At 61.8% G+C, this 13,310-nt stretch carries 16 protein-coding genes; 6 read left to right on the top strand and 10 right to left on the bottom strand.

All coding sequences use genetic code 11. The annotated features are described in order from the left end of the window. Nucleotides 1–185 precede the first annotated feature (185 nt). Nucleotides 186–506 (top strand): DUF1476 domain-containing protein, encoded by a 321-nt coding sequence (locus M9924_16435; GenBank protein ID MCO5065984.1) that lies wholly within the window; start codon nt 186–188, stop codon nt 504–506. Nucleotides 507–612: 106 nt separating this feature from the next. Next, the gene (locus M9924_16430; protein MCO5065983.1) at nt 613–1,386 is read left to right on the top strand and encodes an HpcH/HpaI aldolase/citrate lyase family protein; all 774 of its coding nucleotides are present in this window, start codon (nt 613–615) and stop codon (nt 1,384–1,386) included. Nucleotides 1,387–1,388: 2 nt separating this feature from the next. On the opposite strand, the gene M9924_16425 is transcribed toward M9924_16430, so the two are convergent. After that, on the bottom strand, nt 1,389–1,937 hold the full coding sequence (locus M9924_16425; GenBank protein MCO5065982.1) for an alpha/beta hydrolase: 549 nt from the start codon (nt 1,935–1,937) through the stop codon (nt 1,389–1,391). A 225-nt stretch (nt 1,938–2,162) separates the two neighbouring features. Here M9924_16425 and M9924_16420 point away from each other — a divergent pair, with 225 nt between their 5' ends. Continuing rightward, nucleotides 2,163–2,966, top strand: coding sequence for a VOC family protein (locus M9924_16420; GenBank protein MCO5065981.1), 804 nt, complete (start codon nt 2,163–2,165; stop codon nt 2,964–2,966). A 25-nt stretch (nt 2,967–2,991) separates the two neighbouring features. Here M9924_16420 and rirA read toward each other — a convergent pair whose 3' ends face one another. Then, a complete protein-coding gene (rirA, locus tag M9924_16415; protein ID MCO5065980.1) occupies nt 2,992–3,453 on the bottom strand; it encodes an iron-responsive transcriptional regulator RirA in 462 nt (153 codons plus the stop codon). Between the two features lie 217 nt (nt 3,454–3,670). Between rirA and M9924_16410 the strand changes: the two genes are divergently transcribed. Both M9924_16410 and M9924_16405 read left to right on the top strand, forming a co-directional pair. Continuing rightward, nucleotides 3,671–4,225 (top strand): GNAT family N-acetyltransferase, encoded by a 555-nt coding sequence (locus tag M9924_16410; protein ID MCO5065979.1) that lies wholly within the window; start codon nt 3,671–3,673, stop codon nt 4,223–4,225. A gap of 31 nt (nt 4,226–4,256) precedes the next feature. Then, nucleotides 4,257–4,745, top strand: coding sequence for a MaoC family dehydratase (locus tag M9924_16405; GenBank protein MCO5065978.1), 489 nt, complete (start codon nt 4,257–4,259; stop codon nt 4,743–4,745). A gap of 43 nt (nt 4,746–4,788) precedes the next feature. On the opposite strand, the gene M9924_16400 is transcribed toward M9924_16405, so the two are convergent. Together M9924_16400 and tyrS are read right to left on the bottom strand one after the other, a co-directional pair. Then, a complete protein-coding gene (locus M9924_16400) occupies nt 4,789–5,490 on the bottom strand; it encodes a fumarylacetoacetate hydrolase family protein (GenBank protein MCO5065977.1) in 702 nt (233 codons plus the stop codon). A gap of 16 nt (nt 5,491–5,506) precedes the next feature. Then, on the bottom strand, nt 5,507–6,760 hold the full coding sequence (gene tyrS / locus M9924_16395) for a tyrosine--tRNA ligase (protein ID MCO5065976.1): 1,254 nt from the start codon (nt 6,758–6,760) through the stop codon (nt 5,507–5,509). A 107-nt stretch (nt 6,761–6,867) separates the two neighbouring features. On the opposite strand from tyrS, the gene M9924_16390 reads away from it, so the two are divergent. After that, nucleotides 6,868–7,983, top strand: coding sequence for an anhydro-N-acetylmuramic acid kinase (locus M9924_16390; GenBank protein MCO5065975.1), 1,116 nt, complete (start codon nt 6,868–6,870; stop codon nt 7,981–7,983). On the opposite strand, the gene aat is transcribed toward M9924_16390, so the two are convergent. The 6 genes from aat to M9924_16360 all read right to left on the bottom strand — a co-directional run bounded on the left by aat (nt 7,980) and on the right by M9924_16360 (nt 13,245). Then, on the bottom strand, nt 7,980–8,606 hold the full coding sequence (gene aat, locus M9924_16385) for a leucyl/phenylalanyl-tRNA--protein transferase (GenBank protein MCO5065974.1): 627 nt from the start codon (nt 8,604–8,606) through the stop codon (nt 7,980–7,982). The two genes, M9924_16390 and aat, sit on opposite strands and share 4 nt — an antisense overlap. 10 nt (nt 8,607–8,616) lie before the next feature. Beyond that, nucleotides 8,617–9,963, bottom strand: a complete 1,347-nt coding sequence (gene accC / locus M9924_16380) for an acetyl-CoA carboxylase biotin carboxylase subunit (GenBank protein ID MCO5065973.1) — start codon at nt 9,961–9,963, stop codon at nt 8,617–8,619. A 4-nt stretch (nt 9,964–9,967) separates the two neighbouring features. Further along, nucleotides 9,968–10,432, bottom strand: a complete 465-nt coding sequence (accB, locus tag M9924_16375; GenBank protein ID MCO5065972.1) for an acetyl-CoA carboxylase biotin carboxyl carrier protein — start codon at nt 10,430–10,432, stop codon at nt 9,968–9,970. A gap of 26 nt (nt 10,433–10,458) precedes the next feature. After that, on the bottom strand, nt 10,459–10,890 hold the full coding sequence (gene aroQ, locus M9924_16370) for a type II 3-dehydroquinate dehydratase (GenBank protein MCO5065971.1): 432 nt from the start codon (nt 10,888–10,890) through the stop codon (nt 10,459–10,461). Between the two features lie 136 nt (nt 10,891–11,026). Next, nucleotides 11,027–11,827, bottom strand: a complete 801-nt coding sequence (locus M9924_16365; GenBank protein ID MCO5065970.1) for a DsbA family protein — start codon at nt 11,825–11,827, stop codon at nt 11,027–11,029. Between the two features lie 23 nt (nt 11,828–11,850). After that, nucleotides 11,851–13,245, bottom strand: a complete 1,395-nt coding sequence (locus tag M9924_16360; protein MCO5065969.1) for a M48 family metalloprotease — start codon at nt 13,243–13,245, stop codon at nt 11,851–11,853. Nucleotides 13,246–13,310 lie beyond the last annotated feature (65 nt).

Raw genomic sequence — 13,310 nt, 5'->3', positions numbered from 1 at the left:
TTTCAGGCTCTAGCCCAATCCGCGGCGCGTCTCAATTGTCAATTGCGCCAATCAACCGGAATGACGCATGCGATTTTGCATTGCAGCACACCTCGCGAGAGCTTGACCGGGGAGCCACCTTTTGATTTGTGCGTTTCACGCTTACATCTATGTGCAGCATCGGGAAACATCCAGAGGGAATGAACATGAGCAGCATGAAGGACCGCGAAGAGGGGTTTGAGCGCAAGTTCGCCATCGATGAGGAGATTCGTTTCCGGGCCAGCGCGCGGCGCAACAAGGCGCTCGGCCTTTGGGCGGCGGAAAAGCTCGGCAAGACCGGGGCGGATGCCGAGGCATATGCTAAGGAAGTCGTGCTGTCCGATATTCAGGAGGCGGGCGACCATGACGTGCTGCGCAAGGTCAAGGCCGATTTCGAGGCCGCCGGCGTCGACCAGTCGGAGCACCAGATCCGCAGGACCATGGACGAGCTGATGGCCAAGGCCGTCGAGGACGTGCGCAACAGCTAGCACTCCTCATTGGACCACATCGAACCGCCCGCCTGCCGGGCGGTTTTTCTTTGCCTTTTTGGCGCCATGCGGGAATCATCGCCCCGTACAGCAGGGAAGAGTGTTGATGAGCCTCGCAGAACGCCTCGCCGCCGATGAAGTCACGATAACAGCCTGGTCCGGCGTGCCGGACGCTCTGACGGTGGAATTGCTCGCCGGACAGCCGTTCGACGCGGTCACGCTCGATATGCAGCATGGCGGTCATCACGAGGACAGTGTGCTGCGATCCATCGTGCCGGTCCAGAAGGCGGGCAAGCCGGTGTTGGTGCGCATACCGGTCGGCCGGTTCGACATGGCAAGCCGCGCGCTGGATTTCGGGGCCGATGCCGTCATTGCCCCGATGATCAATTCGGTCGAGGATGCGACGAAGTTTGCCGCGTCGATGAAATATCCGCCCGTGGGTGAACGTTCATGGGGCCCGACCTTCGGCGCGCCCCGCTATGGCAAGGTCAACCCGCAGGAATGGCTGCAAAAGAGCAACGACCGCATATTGGCGTTTGCCATGGTCGAGACGCGTGCGGCGTTCGATGCGCTGGACGGCATTCTCGGCGTGCCCGGAATCGACGGCATTTTCGTCGGGCCTTCAGATTTTTCCATCGCGTGGAGCAAGGGCGCGGTCGTGGATTCGACCCTCGAGGAGATGATGGGGACGGTTGCGGAGATTGCGAAACGCACCCGCGAAGCCGGAAAATATGCCGCCATATATGTCGTCGATCCGAAGATCGCGGGCAGGGTCGTCAAGATGGGGTTCCGCCTGCTTGCGGCCGGGTCCGAAGGCCAGCTGTTCAATCTCGGTGCAACCGCGCTGCTCGACGCAGTCAGCCAGTCCATCAAGAGCTAGGCTCAAAGCCGTGAGAGAAACTGCGCGAAAACCATCGAGCCTTCCGGCCAAGGGCCGAACCCGGCATCGCTGTTGATGTGGCCCGCTTCTCCAGCGTCGATGAAGAGCGAACCCCAGGCGGCGGCAATGTCCTCCGCGACCTCATAGGTGCAGAACGGATCGTTTCTGCTGCCGATCACAATTGAGGGGAACGGCAGCGGATCGCGCGGATAGGGACCGAACGTCATCAGATGCTTCGGCCTGATGGCGGGGTTTGCCACATCCGGGGGCGCGACGAAAAACGCGCCCGCCACTTTTTTCTCGAACTGGGGAATGGCGTTGACCGCGGTCGGCACGCCGAGCGAATGCGCCACCAGCACGACCGGGCGATCCGATTCGTTGACCGCTTTCGCGACTTCCCCGATCCAATCCTCGCGCACTGGCTTCGACCATGCGGCCTGTTCGACACGGCGCGCCGTTGAGAGCTTTTCTTCCCAGCGCGTCTGCCAATGTTCCGGGCCGGAATTGGTGTATCCGGGAATGATGAGGATATCTGCGTCTTTGACTTTCATGGCGGGCATGTAGCGTTGGCGAAATCGGGCTGCAAGGCTGGTCCGTTCTCAATTAATGAACGCGGTGTTCGGAATATCGTGGCTTGTATGAACGATCCGGTTGGCCGACATATCGTGCAACAGAAAATGACGGATTGTGCAATGCGCATTTCTAGACGTAGCGTTTTGGCGGCAGGCGCAATGATCGCCGCTGCAAGTTCCGCGCGCAGCGAAACGGAGACAGACATGAATGCTTTACCCTTTGCCGCGAACGCACCGATCAGTGTTTCGCGTGTCGGACTGAAGGCGCGCGATGCCGCAAGACTGGCTGATTACTATCGGGACGTGGTGGGGCTCCACGAGCTTTCGCGCGACGGCGAGACCATAGTGCTCGGCGCGGGCGACAAGCCGCTGCTGGTTATCGAGGGCGACGCCGGGCTGAAGCAGGAAGATCCGCGCAGCGCAGGTCTATTCCACACAGCCTTTCTCCTGCCGTCACGGGCTGATCTCGGTCGGTGGATCAACCACGCCATTGCGAAGCAGATTCCCGTTGACGGCGCATCCGACCATCTGGTCAGCGAAGCGCTTTACCTTACCGATCCCGAAGGCAACGGCATCGAGATCTATGCAGATCGCCCCGCCGGCGAGTGGAAATGGAACGGGCGGCAGGTGGAAATGGCCACCCATCGCATGAATGTCGATGCGGTTCGCGGTTCGGTTCCTGCCGGAAGCACGGAATGGAACGGGTTTCCCGACAATTCGATCGTGGGGCATGTGCATCTGCGCGTCGGCGATCCGCAGGTTGCCGAGCAATGGTGGAATGGCGAAATGGGTTTCGACACGGTCGCGCACTACGGGCGCGACGCCGTTTTCCTATCGACCGGACAGTATCACCATCATATTGGTGCAAATGCCTGGCAGAGCAGGGGCGCCGGTCCCCGCCAGCCTGGAATCACAGGCCTGAGCTGGGTGGAACTTCGCGCCAAGGACCCGGCAGCCACAAAGCAGGCTACCGACCCGTGGGGCAATTCAATTCGGGTTGTCGCGTAGGCTTGTCGCGCGCTGAGCCGATTTGTCAGCTCGCCATTGCCTTTTGCGGCAGCGAATCAATATGCAACAGCGAGCGCATATTGGAGCGGTCGCGCGCCATATCCGCGATGGAATGCTTCATCAGCACGTCCATGAAGGCGTTCAGCGCCTCCCGAAGGGCCGCATTGAGATTGCAACTGTCGACCAACGGGCAGTCCGTCGCGTCATTTTCGAAGCACTCCGCCATGGCGAAGCTCTCTTCGGTCACGCGCACCACATCGAACAGCGAGATTTGCTCGGCGGGTCTGCCGAGGCGCACGCCGCCGTTGCGGCCACGCACAGTTTCGACAAGCCGCGCCTCGACAAGCGGCTGTAAAATCTTGAAAAGAAACAGCTCCGATACCGAATATGCAGCCGCGATTTCCGGGATACGGCTCAGTTGCCCATCATTGGCGGCGCAATACATGAGTATGCGGATCGCATAGTTCGTCTGACGCGTAAGTCGCATATTCTGCTCCTTGGCGCATCTGGGTGCGCCTGTGGGCTACACCTATACTCTTGCGGCTCCCGATACAAGGAATCTGGTTCGCACCGGCATTTTTGCAGGACTGGCTTGCATATCGGAATAGATCTGAGGCGGTTCCAAGACTTGATAATTATGCTGCAATGCACAATATTGCGCTCGACGGGAGTCGTAACTTGGGGAGGGCCCAGGGGTGTTCGTGATGCGAACCTATAACGGCAACCTGAAGACCAAAATCTTTGAGGTGCGCCAGTTGCGTCCTTCGGAAAAGCTGCTTTTCCGGGACCATCTGCTTCGGCTCGACAAGGAAAGCCGTGCGGACCGCTTCAATGGCGGCACCAAGGATGAATTTCTCATCGCCTATGCGGACAGGTCGTTCGCGGACGGCACGAGCGTCATCGGCGTCGTGGAAGAGGGGCAGGTGATCGGCGCTGCGGAACTGCACGAGAATCCCGATCCCGGCGAACCCACGGCGGAAATCGCCTTCAGCGTCGAAAAGCCTTGGCAGCATCGCGGCCTGGGTGGCCTGCTGTTCGAGCGACTCATCCAGACCGCGATGGGCCTCGGCTACCGGCGGCTGCGCGTCACCACCCACGCCCAGAATGCGGCCATGAAGGCGCTTGCCCGGCGCTTCGGGGCGAAGTTGACCTTCGAGGCCGGTGAGACCGTCGGCCTGATCGAACTTGAAGACACTGTGCACATGGCGCTTCCCGTGACGGCCCGCGCGGAGTATTGGCGGGACCGGCAGGCGCATTGACGGTCGCGCTGTCGTCTCTATTCTAGGTTGAATGGGAGAGACGCGGCCGCCAACCTTCGCCGAACTCAAGACGATGACGGGGCAGGATTTGTCCGTATCCGACTGGGTTGTGATCGATCAGCAGCGCATCGAGCAGTTCGCACGGGCAACCGGCGATACGCAGTGGGTCCATCTGGACGCCGAACGGGCGCGACGTGAAAGTCCGTTTCGAAAGCCGATTGCACATGGCCATTTGACGCTGGCGCTTGTCGCCGCGCTCGGGCAGGAGATTGGCGTGATTCCCGAAGCCACGCAGGCCGCACTCAACTACGGCATAGAGCATGTGCGCTTTCTGTCGCCGGTCATCGTCGGCTCGCGCGTGCGGCTGCACAGCAAATTGCTTGCCGTGGACGATGCGGGACCGGGGCAATATCTCATTCGCGTGCTCAACCGCATCGAGATCGAGGGTCAGGAAACCCCTGCGTTGACCTGCGAGACGCTGACCATGTTCTATGAACGCCGCGAACGGCGCGGTGCATAGAAGAGAAACGATTTCCGCCTGTTACAAGGTGATCCTGAACTGGTCAGTCCACACGCGCGACAATTGAAACGCTGATTTCGCCGACGCCTTCGACCCCGGCTCGAACGTCATCACCGGCTGTGAGCGGTCCCACTCCGGCGGGTGTGCCGGTATAGATCAAATCGCCGGGCATAAGCTCCATGGCGGAGCTGCACAGCGAGATCACGTCCGCCACGGGCCAAATCAATTCCGACAGATCGCCTTCCTGCCGCGTTTCACCGTTGACGGTCAGCCATATGCGCCCGGTCGACGGATGCCCGATGTCGGATGCCTTCGCCAGCGGGCCGCAGGGCGCCGATTGATCGAAAGCCTTGGCCCAGTCCCAGGGACGCGCAAGACTCTTGGCGACATCCTGGACATCACGCCGCGTCAGGTCGATTCCGACAGCATATCCCCATATATGAGACAGGGCGTCTTCGGCCGGAATGCGCACGCCGCCTTTGCCGATCGCCACCACGAGTTCGACTTCGTGATGCAGGTTTTCGGTCAGCAGTGGATAGGGGATTCTTGTTCCCGAATCGACCACCGCATCTGCGGGCTTTGAGAAAAAGAAGGGCGGCTCGCGATCGGGGTCCTTTCCCATTTCGCGCGCATGGGCCGCATAGTTCCTGCCAACGCAGAAAATGCGCCGGACGGGGAACCGGGCCGCGCTTCCGGCGACTGCAACCGACGGTTGCGCCGGGGGATCGATGACGAATGCGGTCACGCTCGCTTCCTTTGCTTCATGCGGGCCGCACGAGAACGTGCTTCTTCTTGCCGAAGGAGAGCTTGAGCACGCCGTCGCCGGTCAGCCGGTCATCGCCGATCTGCATGCGCTCGTCCGTGACCGGCTGGTCGTTGAGCCGCAAAGCGCCACCCTGGAGCGCGCGCCGCGCCTCACCGTTGGAGGCCGCAAGCCCCGCCTGCACGAACAGCGCAAGCACGCCGACGCCCGCGCTCAGCTCCGCCGCCGGAAGCGTAATGGTCGGAAGGCTGTCTGCGAGAGCGCCCTCCTCGAATGTCTTGCGGGCCGTTTCCGCCGCTTCTTGCGCCGCCTCCCGTCCGTGCACGATGGCCGTGGCCTCCGTTGCGAGCACCTTCTTGGCCTCGTTGATTTCATTGCCGCCAAGCGCTGCAAGGCGCGCAATCTCGTCAAGCGGCAGCCGCGTGAAGATTTTCAGGAAGCGGCCGACATCGGCATCTTCGGTGTTGCGCCAGTACTGCCAGAAATCATAGGGCGAGAAGAGTTCGCCGTTCAGCCACACGGCGCCCTTCGCGGATTTGCCCATCTTCGCGCCGGAAGATGTGGTCAGCAGCGGCGTCGTCAGCGCGAAAAGCTGCGGTGTGTCCATCCGGTGGCCAAGGTCTATGCCGTTCACGATATTGCCCCACTGGTCGGAGCCGCCCATCTGCAAGCGGCAATCGTAGCGCTTGGAAAGCTCCACGAAATCATAGCCTTGCAGGATCATGTAGTTGAATTCGAGGAAGGACAGCGACTGTTCGCGGTCGAGCCGCAGCTTGACGCTGTCGAAGGTGAGCATGCGGTTGACCGAAAAGTGACGCCCGACCTCCCGAAGGAACTCGACATAGTTCAGTTTGAGCAACCAGTCGGCATTGTTGACCATGATGGCGTCGGACGCGCCTTCACCGAAGCGCAGGATGCGCCCGAAAATCTTCTTTATACCCTGTATGTTTTCCTCGATCGTTTCGGGCGTCAGCAGCTTGCGCTGGTCGTCCCGAAAGGACGGATCGCCGATCATCGACGTTCCGCCGCCCATCAGCGCGATGGGGCGATGGCCGGTCTCCTGGAACCAGTAAAGCATGGTTGCGGAAATGAGGTTTCCGATATGAAGGCTGGTGGCCGTGGCGTCATATCCGACATAGGCCGTCACGCGCTGCTTCGTGAGAAGGTCGTCAAGGCCGCATTCATCCGAAATCTGGTGGATGAAGCCGCGCTCCTGCATGACGTTCAGGAAATCGGATTTGAAGCCTGCCATGATCTGTCTCTATGTGGGATTGGCCGTGAAAGGGCCTTTGAAAGGGCCGGATTTATCAGCTTTGCGCCAAGAATCACGTAAAAAGTGACTTTCACAGGAAAGTTCGGATGCGTTTGACCTCAGCAATCGGCCTGATGAGCGGAACTTCGATGGACGGAATCGACATAGCGTCGATCCGCACCGATGGCATCGATCGGATCGAGTTCGGTCCAGCAGCCTTCGTTTCCTACGACCCGGCCTTTCGCCGACGCCTCGAAACGGCGCTCGAAACGGCAAAATCGATCGAAAAGCGTGAGGAAAGGCCCGGAAACCTTGCCGCAATGGAGCGCGAAATCACGCAGCGGCACGCCGATGCCGTCAACGACTTCATTCGCTCCCATGGCGAAAAACCGGAAGTCGTCGGCTTTCACGGCCAGACAGTGCTGCACCGCCCGGGCGACGCGCTGACGGTGCAACTCGGCGACGGGGCTCAACTCGCGCGACTCGTCGGCGCGCCGGTGGTCTACGACATGCGCGCCAACGACATGGTCCATGGCGGTCAGGGTGCGCCGCTCGTTCCCGCCTATCACGCGGCGCTTGCGCGCTCGAAGGCGGCCGAGTGGCATGACCGGTTTCCGATCGCGTTCGTCAATATCGGCGGCATTTCCAACATCACATTCGTGCCGGCGTCTGGCGATCCCATCGCGTTCGACACCGGCCCCGGCAATGCGCTGATCGATCAATGGGTCGCGCGCGAGGGCGGTGTGCCGTTTGACGATGGCGGTCGAATCGCGAGCGAGGGCGAGATCGATCAAGCGGCGCTCGCGCGCTATCTCGACAATCCGTTTTTCAAGAAATCCGGCCCGAAATCGCTGGACCGGCTTGATTTTACCCTCGATGCGCTCGGCGACATGGACCTTTCCGACGGCGCGCGCACCCTGGCGCGCGTGTCGGCGGATGCGATCCTGAAATCCGTCGAGCATCTGCCCGAACGACCGCGCCTTTGGGTGGTCTGCGGCGGAGGCCGGAAAAACCCGGCCATCGTGGGCGATCTGGTGGCGGGTGCCGATGCCGGGGGCGCGAAAGTCATCATTGCAGAGGATGCGGGCTGGAACGGCGATTTCACCGAGGCCGAGGCATGGGCCTATCTGGCCGTGCGCGCGACGCAGGGGCTGCCGCTGACTTGGCCTTCGACCACCGGATGTACATTGCCCGTCAGCGGCGGCGTGATCGCGCAGCCTTAGCCTTTGTCAAGGAAGCGCGCGGGCGTGCCCTTCAACGCATCTGTAAGCAGCGCTTCATAGGTCTTGCGCGGCACATCGACGGCGCCGAAGCGGACGAGATGTTCGGTTGTGAACTGCGTATCGAGCAGGACAAAGCCTTGCCGTTTCAGATGACCGACGAGAAAGGCGAGGCACACCTTCGATGCGTCGCGCTCGAAGGAAAACATGCTCTCGCCGAAGAAGGCGCGACCAAGCGTGACGCCGTAGAGACCGCCGACAAGTCGTCCGTCCCGCCACGCCTCGACAGTGTGGCAATGGCCACGGGCGTAGAGTTCGGCATAGGCTTCCCGTATCGGCTGGTTGATCCATGTCGATGGGCGGTCGGTGCGAGCGGACGCGCAACCGGCAATCACGCCTTCGAAATCGTGGTCGAGCCGGATTTCGAAGCGTCCGCTGCGGATTGTTTTCGCAAGGCTGCGCGGAACGTGGAACCCGTCCAGCGGGATGACGCCGCGCAATTCGGGCTGCACCCAGAAAACCTCCGGGTCATCGGCGCTTTCCGCCATCGGAAAAACGCCAGACGCATATGCGCGCAGCAAGAGATCGACGGGGATGCGATGGCCGGGTGCGAAGGGCCGGACCATGGGCCGTTCCCTATGACTCCGACTGGGCCAGATGCTTTTCCAGCCAATGGATGTCGTAGTCGCCGTTCGCGATATCGGGATTGTTCACGAGGTCCTGGAAGAGCGGCAGGGTGGTCTTGATCCCGTCCACGACGAATTCATTCAGCGCGCGACGCAGCCGCATCATACATTCGACGCGATTGCGCCCGTGCACGATCAGCTTGCCGATCAGGCTGTCGTAGTAAGGCGGGATGCGGTAGCCGGAATAGACGCCGGAATCGACGCGGATGCCGAGGCCGCCCGGCGTGTGGAAATGCGTGATCGTTCCCGGAGACGGCGTGAAGGTGCGCGGGTCCTCCGCATTGATGCGGCATTCAATGGCGTGACCCTGAAAACGGATGTCCTCCTGCGACACCGAAAGCCCGCCGCCGGAAGCGACGCGAATCTGCTCATGCACGAGGTCGATGCCGGTGATGGCTTCCGTGACCGGATGTTCCACCTGAAGGCGCGTGTTCATCTCGATGAAATAGAACTCGCCATTCTCGTAGAGGAACTCGATGGTTCCCGCCCCGGAATAGCCGAGATCGGCAATGGCTTTGGCGCAGATGCCGCCGATGCGGCTGCGTTCTGCCTCGTTCAGGGCAGGGGAATTCGCCTCCTCCCAGACCTTCTGGTGACGGCGTTGCAGTGAGCAATCGCGCTCGCCCAGATGCACACCTTCTCCCGCACCGTCGCCAAACACCTGAATTTCGATGTGGCGGGGCTTTTCGAGGTATTTTTCGATGTAGACGGCGTCGTCGCCGAATGCTGCGCCGGCTTCCGACCGTGCCGTGGCAAGAGCGATTTCAAGATCGGCTTCGTCACGCGCGACCTTCATGCCTCTCCCGCCGCCGCCGGCGGAAGCCTTGATGATGACCGGATAGCCGATCTCGGCTGCGACGCGCCTGGCTTCCGCCGGATCGGAAATAGCGCCGTCAGACCCTGGCACGACCGGGATGCCGAGACGCTTGGCGGTGCGTTTGGCCTCGATCTTGTCGCCCATCATGCGGATATGGTCGCCGGAGGGGCCGATGAAAGTGATGTTGTGCGCCGCGAGGATGTCCGCGAATTTTGCGTTTTCGGACAGGAAACCATAGCCCGGATGAACGGCATCCGCGCCGGTGATCTCGCACGCGGCGACGATCTGGTGAATGTTGAGATAGCTGTCGCGCGAGGGCGGCGGGCCGATGCACACGCTTTCATCCGCGAGGCGCACATGCATCGCGTCGGCGTCCGCCGTGGAATGCACGACGACCGTCTGGATGCCGAGTTCCTTGGCCGCGCGGAGCACGCGGAGTGCGATCTCGCCACGGTTGGCTATGAGGATCTTCTGGAACATCTGCTTATTCGATCACCACGAGCGGCTCGCCGAACTCAACCGGCTGCGCGTCCTCGAACATGATCGCGGTGACGGTGCCGGAGCGCGGCGCGGGTATCTGGTTCATGGTCTTCATCGCTTCGATGATGAGCAGTGTCTGGCCTTCCTTGACCTGCTGGCCGACCTCGACAAAAACCTTCGCGCCGGGCGAGGGGGCGGCATAGGCCGTTCCCACCATCGGCGACAGCACCGCATTGCGGGACGGCTCGGCGCTCGGCGCCGCCGCCGCTTGCGCGGGCGCAGCAGGGGCAGGTCCGGGTGCTGGTGCGTAAGCCGGCGCGGCATAAGCCTGCACGGCAGTGCCGCCGCGCGACACCCGCACCTTCAGGTCGCCAAGTTCCACCTCGATCTCGGTCAAATTGGTATCGTTGAGGATGCCAGCGAGATCGCGGATAAGCTGCTGGTCCACTGCGGACTTCTTGATCGACATTTCTATGCCTTCCGTTTGTGCCGGACCTAGCCGGCCAGCGCGTGTAGCGCCAGAATGTAGCTGTTGGGCCCGAAACCGCAGATCACACCGGCAGCCACCGGGGCTATGTACGATTTGTGCCTGAAAGTTTCGCGCGCATGTATGTTTGAAAGGTGAACTTCCACCACTTTCAGCGGCGCATTCGCCCGGATCGCGTCGTGCAGCGCAATCGACGTGTGCGTATAGGCCCCGGCATTCAACACTACACCCGCGGCCTTGGCTCCCGCCTCGTGAATCCAGTCGACAAGCTCGCCCTCGTGATTGGTCTGGCGGAAATCGATCTCGAACCCAAGGGTCTTCGCGGCCGCGCGGCAGTCGTCGCCGATGGCGGCGAGCGTCTTTCCGCCGTAGATCCCCGGCTCGCGCGTTCCGAGCGCGTTCAGGTTCGGTCCGTTCAGGACAAAGATCGGTTTCGACATGCAAGCCTTCCCGCTTTCCGGCAAATGCCGTGCGCGGACCTCTATAGTTGGCTTAGAGCGAGCGGAAAAGACCGCAAGTGCGTTGTTTTTCTTTCCACAACTGCGTGGGTCCGCGCCTGTGCGTCCGCCGGGGTAATCAGCATGCCGCCGTCTGGCACTGCGCGCGGGCGCTTGCAATCTTGTCGGTCAGCACCTGCTGGCCGAGCGCGCCGAAGATGACCTCGTCGCCGATCACATAGGAAGGCGTTCCGGTGATCTGCAGTCGGTCGGCCAGCTCGAAGTTCTTTTGCAGGGCTTCGATGACTTCGGGCTTTTTCATTTCCGCGCGCAACGCCGCCTCGTCCACGCCAAGGCTGGTGGCGACGAGGATCGCGCTCGCTTCGGTCGCCCGGCCGCCGCTGCCGCCGAGCAGGCGATTGTGGAACTCGGCGTATTTTTCCGGCATGAGGCGATGAAACGCCTGCGAGACGATATGCGCCTTCTGCGAATCCGGTCCCAGGATCGGTAGTTCCTTCAGGACGAAACGCAGGTCCGGATCGGCGCTGGTCAGTGCCCGCATGTCGTCGATGGCGCGGCGGCAGAATCCGCAATTATAGTCATAGAACTCGACGATGGTTGTCTTTCCCTGCGGGTTGCCGACCACCGCGTCGGTCGGCGCGTTGAAGATGGCGACGCTGGCATTCTTGATCGTGTCGAGGGAGGCAAGCCGCTGCTCCTCGCGCTGCTTGTCCTCCAGCGCGGTCTGCATTTCCGCAATCAATTCAGGGTTTTGCATGAGATAGTTGCGAATGGATTCGCCAAGTTCAGGCGAGATGGCCGCCGTGGCCGCAGCAGCAGGTGCACCGTCTCGCGCCACCGCACCGAGCTGGTATCCACCCACAAGAGACGCAATTGCGACCACCGCGCCTGCGATGCCGTAGGGAAGGATTTTCTGCATTTCGAATTGTCCGTTCTATGCGGTCAGCCGCGTGGTTTTCGGTAATTGATGATGTCCTGCGCGCGCTGCCATTCAGCCGAGCCGGGCTTGAGTTTGCGCTGGGCGCGCGCCGCGAAGATCTTCGCTTCCTGGAAATTGCCGCTGTAGTAATGACCGTCGGCGGCAGCCAGTTCGGCCTCTCCAACCTGCCCGAGCTGGCCATAGGCCTGCGCGAGATAGCGATAGGAGGAGGTGTTTTCCGGGTCTGCCGCGATACTGCGTTGAAGCGCCTGCACGGCCTTCTTCGCGGCCTTGGCGTTGCCCTGAGCGAGCAGCGCCTGCCCGTAAGAGGCTTGAAGCACGCCCGAGCGCGCCGGGTCCAGCTTGATCGCCGTCGCATAGGCATCGGCGGCTTCGGCAGGCCGATTGGCCTTCATCAGCGTGTCGCCGCGCAGTTCATAATGATAGGGGTTTCGCGGCTCCGCCTTGATCAGCGCATCGACTTTCGCAAGCGCGGCGCGCGGATTGCCATGCAAATAGCCTTCGATGGCCTCGCCATATTGCTTGGCTTCCTGGTCGTTATTCTGGCGGAAAAGCTGTGCCGTGGAGCCGCGGCCATTGGTGAAGGCGGCGATCTTGGCCCTGATTCGGTCGTGGCGGCGTTGAAGCTCCGGCGGGTCGCGCGTTTCGAAGTAAGGGCTCTTGCGCGCCAGCACTTCCAGGTTCGCAATGCGGTCGCGAGGTGTCGGGTGGCTGATCTGGTAAGGATCGACGCGCGTGCCGGAAAGCGCCAGCGCGCTCTGGAAACGCTTGAAGGTTTTCAGCATGCCACGCGCCGACTGGTGGGTGGCCTCAAGATAAGTCAACGCGGAACGGTCGGCGGCGGTTTCCTCGGTACGCTGATAGGCCAGCAGGCTGCGGCGCGCGGCTTCTGTCGAGCCGGTCGCCATGCCCATGCCGACCCCTCCCAAACCTTCGGTCTTGGTGGCAGCACCTGCGGCTACCGTCCCCATGCCCAGCAGCATTCCGACCAACGCAAGCGTCTTGGCGCGATCCACCTGCATGCGCAGGCGCTCCTGATGGCCGCCCGCGAGGTGGCCGATCTCATGGGCCAGCACGCCGATGACTTCGTTCGGCGTTTCCGCCGTCAGCAGCGTGCCCGTATTCATGAAGATGCGGCGGCCCGAAACGAAGGCGTTGAAGCCGGGGTCGTTGACGAGCACGATCTCGATGTTCTTGCGGCCAAGTCCGGCCGCGGCGAGCAGCGGCTTTGCATAGTCGCGCACCAGCGCCTCGATTTCGGCGTCCCGCACGATGGGCACGTTCTGCGCGACCGACACGGCGACATTGCTGATTGCGAGCGCGCCACCGACCGCAAACGCAAGGATGCGTCGGCCAAGTGCGCGACGTGCCGCGGGCGCGATTCGAGCGAAAAGCATAGCCATCAAGACCTAAATGACGCGCGGCCCGTTGAAAAGTGGGCCGCATGACGATCATGAACTTG

The sequence above is a fragment of the Rhizobiaceae bacterium genome (assembly GCA_023953835.1).
Classification (GTDB): domain Bacteria; phylum Pseudomonadota; class Alphaproteobacteria; order Rhizobiales; family Rhizobiaceae; genus Mesorhizobium_G.
This window is presented reverse-complemented; position numbering and strand designations above follow the sequence as displayed.

Excerpts from the sequence above, each read along its gene's own strand:
- M9924_16360 (MCO5065969.1), bottom strand. The coding sequence starts at position 13,245 with ATGCTTTTCGCTCGAATCGCGCCCGCGGCACGTCGCGCACTTGGCCGA.
- M9924_16425 (MCO5065982.1), bottom strand. The coding sequence starts at position 1,937 with ATGAAAGTCAAAGACGCAGATATCCTCATCATTCCCGGATACACCAAT.
- rirA (MCO5065980.1), bottom strand. The coding sequence starts at position 3,453 with ATGCGACTTACGCGTCAGACGAACTATGCGATCCGCATACTCATGTAT.
- M9924_16365 (MCO5065970.1), bottom strand. The coding sequence starts at position 11,827 with ATGCAGAAAATCCTTCCCTACGGCATCGCAGGCGCGGTGGTCGCAATT.
- M9924_16420 (MCO5065981.1), top strand. The coding sequence starts at position 2,163 with ATGAATGCTTTACCCTTTGCCGCGAACGCACCGATCAGTGTTTCGCGT.
- aroQ (MCO5065971.1), bottom strand. The coding sequence starts at position 10,890 with ATGTCGAAACCGATCTTTGTCCTGAACGGACCGAACCTGAACGCGCTC.
- M9924_16435 (MCO5065984.1), top strand. The coding sequence starts at position 186 with ATGAGCAGCATGAAGGACCGCGAAGAGGGGTTTGAGCGCAAGTTCGCC.
- tyrS (MCO5065976.1), bottom strand. The coding sequence starts at position 6,760 with ATGGCAGGCTTCAAATCCGATTTCCTGAACGTCATGCAGGAGCGCGGC.
- M9924_16390 (MCO5065975.1), top strand. The coding sequence starts at position 6,868 with ATGCGTTTGACCTCAGCAATCGGCCTGATGAGCGGAACTTCGATGGAC.
- M9924_16405 (MCO5065978.1), top strand. The coding sequence starts at position 4,257 with ATGGGAGAGACGCGGCCGCCAACCTTCGCCGAACTCAAGACGATGACG.
- accB (MCO5065972.1), bottom strand. The coding sequence starts at position 10,432 with ATGTCGATCAAGAAGTCCGCAGTGGACCAGCAGCTTATCCGCGATCTC.
- M9924_16430 (MCO5065983.1), top strand. The coding sequence starts at position 613 with ATGAGCCTCGCAGAACGCCTCGCCGCCGATGAAGTCACGATAACAGCC.
- aat (MCO5065974.1), bottom strand. The coding sequence starts at position 8,606 with ATGGTCCGGCCCTTCGCACCCGGCCATCGCATCCCCGTCGATCTCTTG.
- M9924_16410 (MCO5065979.1), top strand. The coding sequence starts at position 3,671 with ATGCGAACCTATAACGGCAACCTGAAGACCAAAATCTTTGAGGTGCGC.
- accC (MCO5065973.1), bottom strand. The coding sequence starts at position 9,963 with ATGTTCCAGAAGATCCTCATAGCCAACCGTGGCGAGATCGCACTCCGC.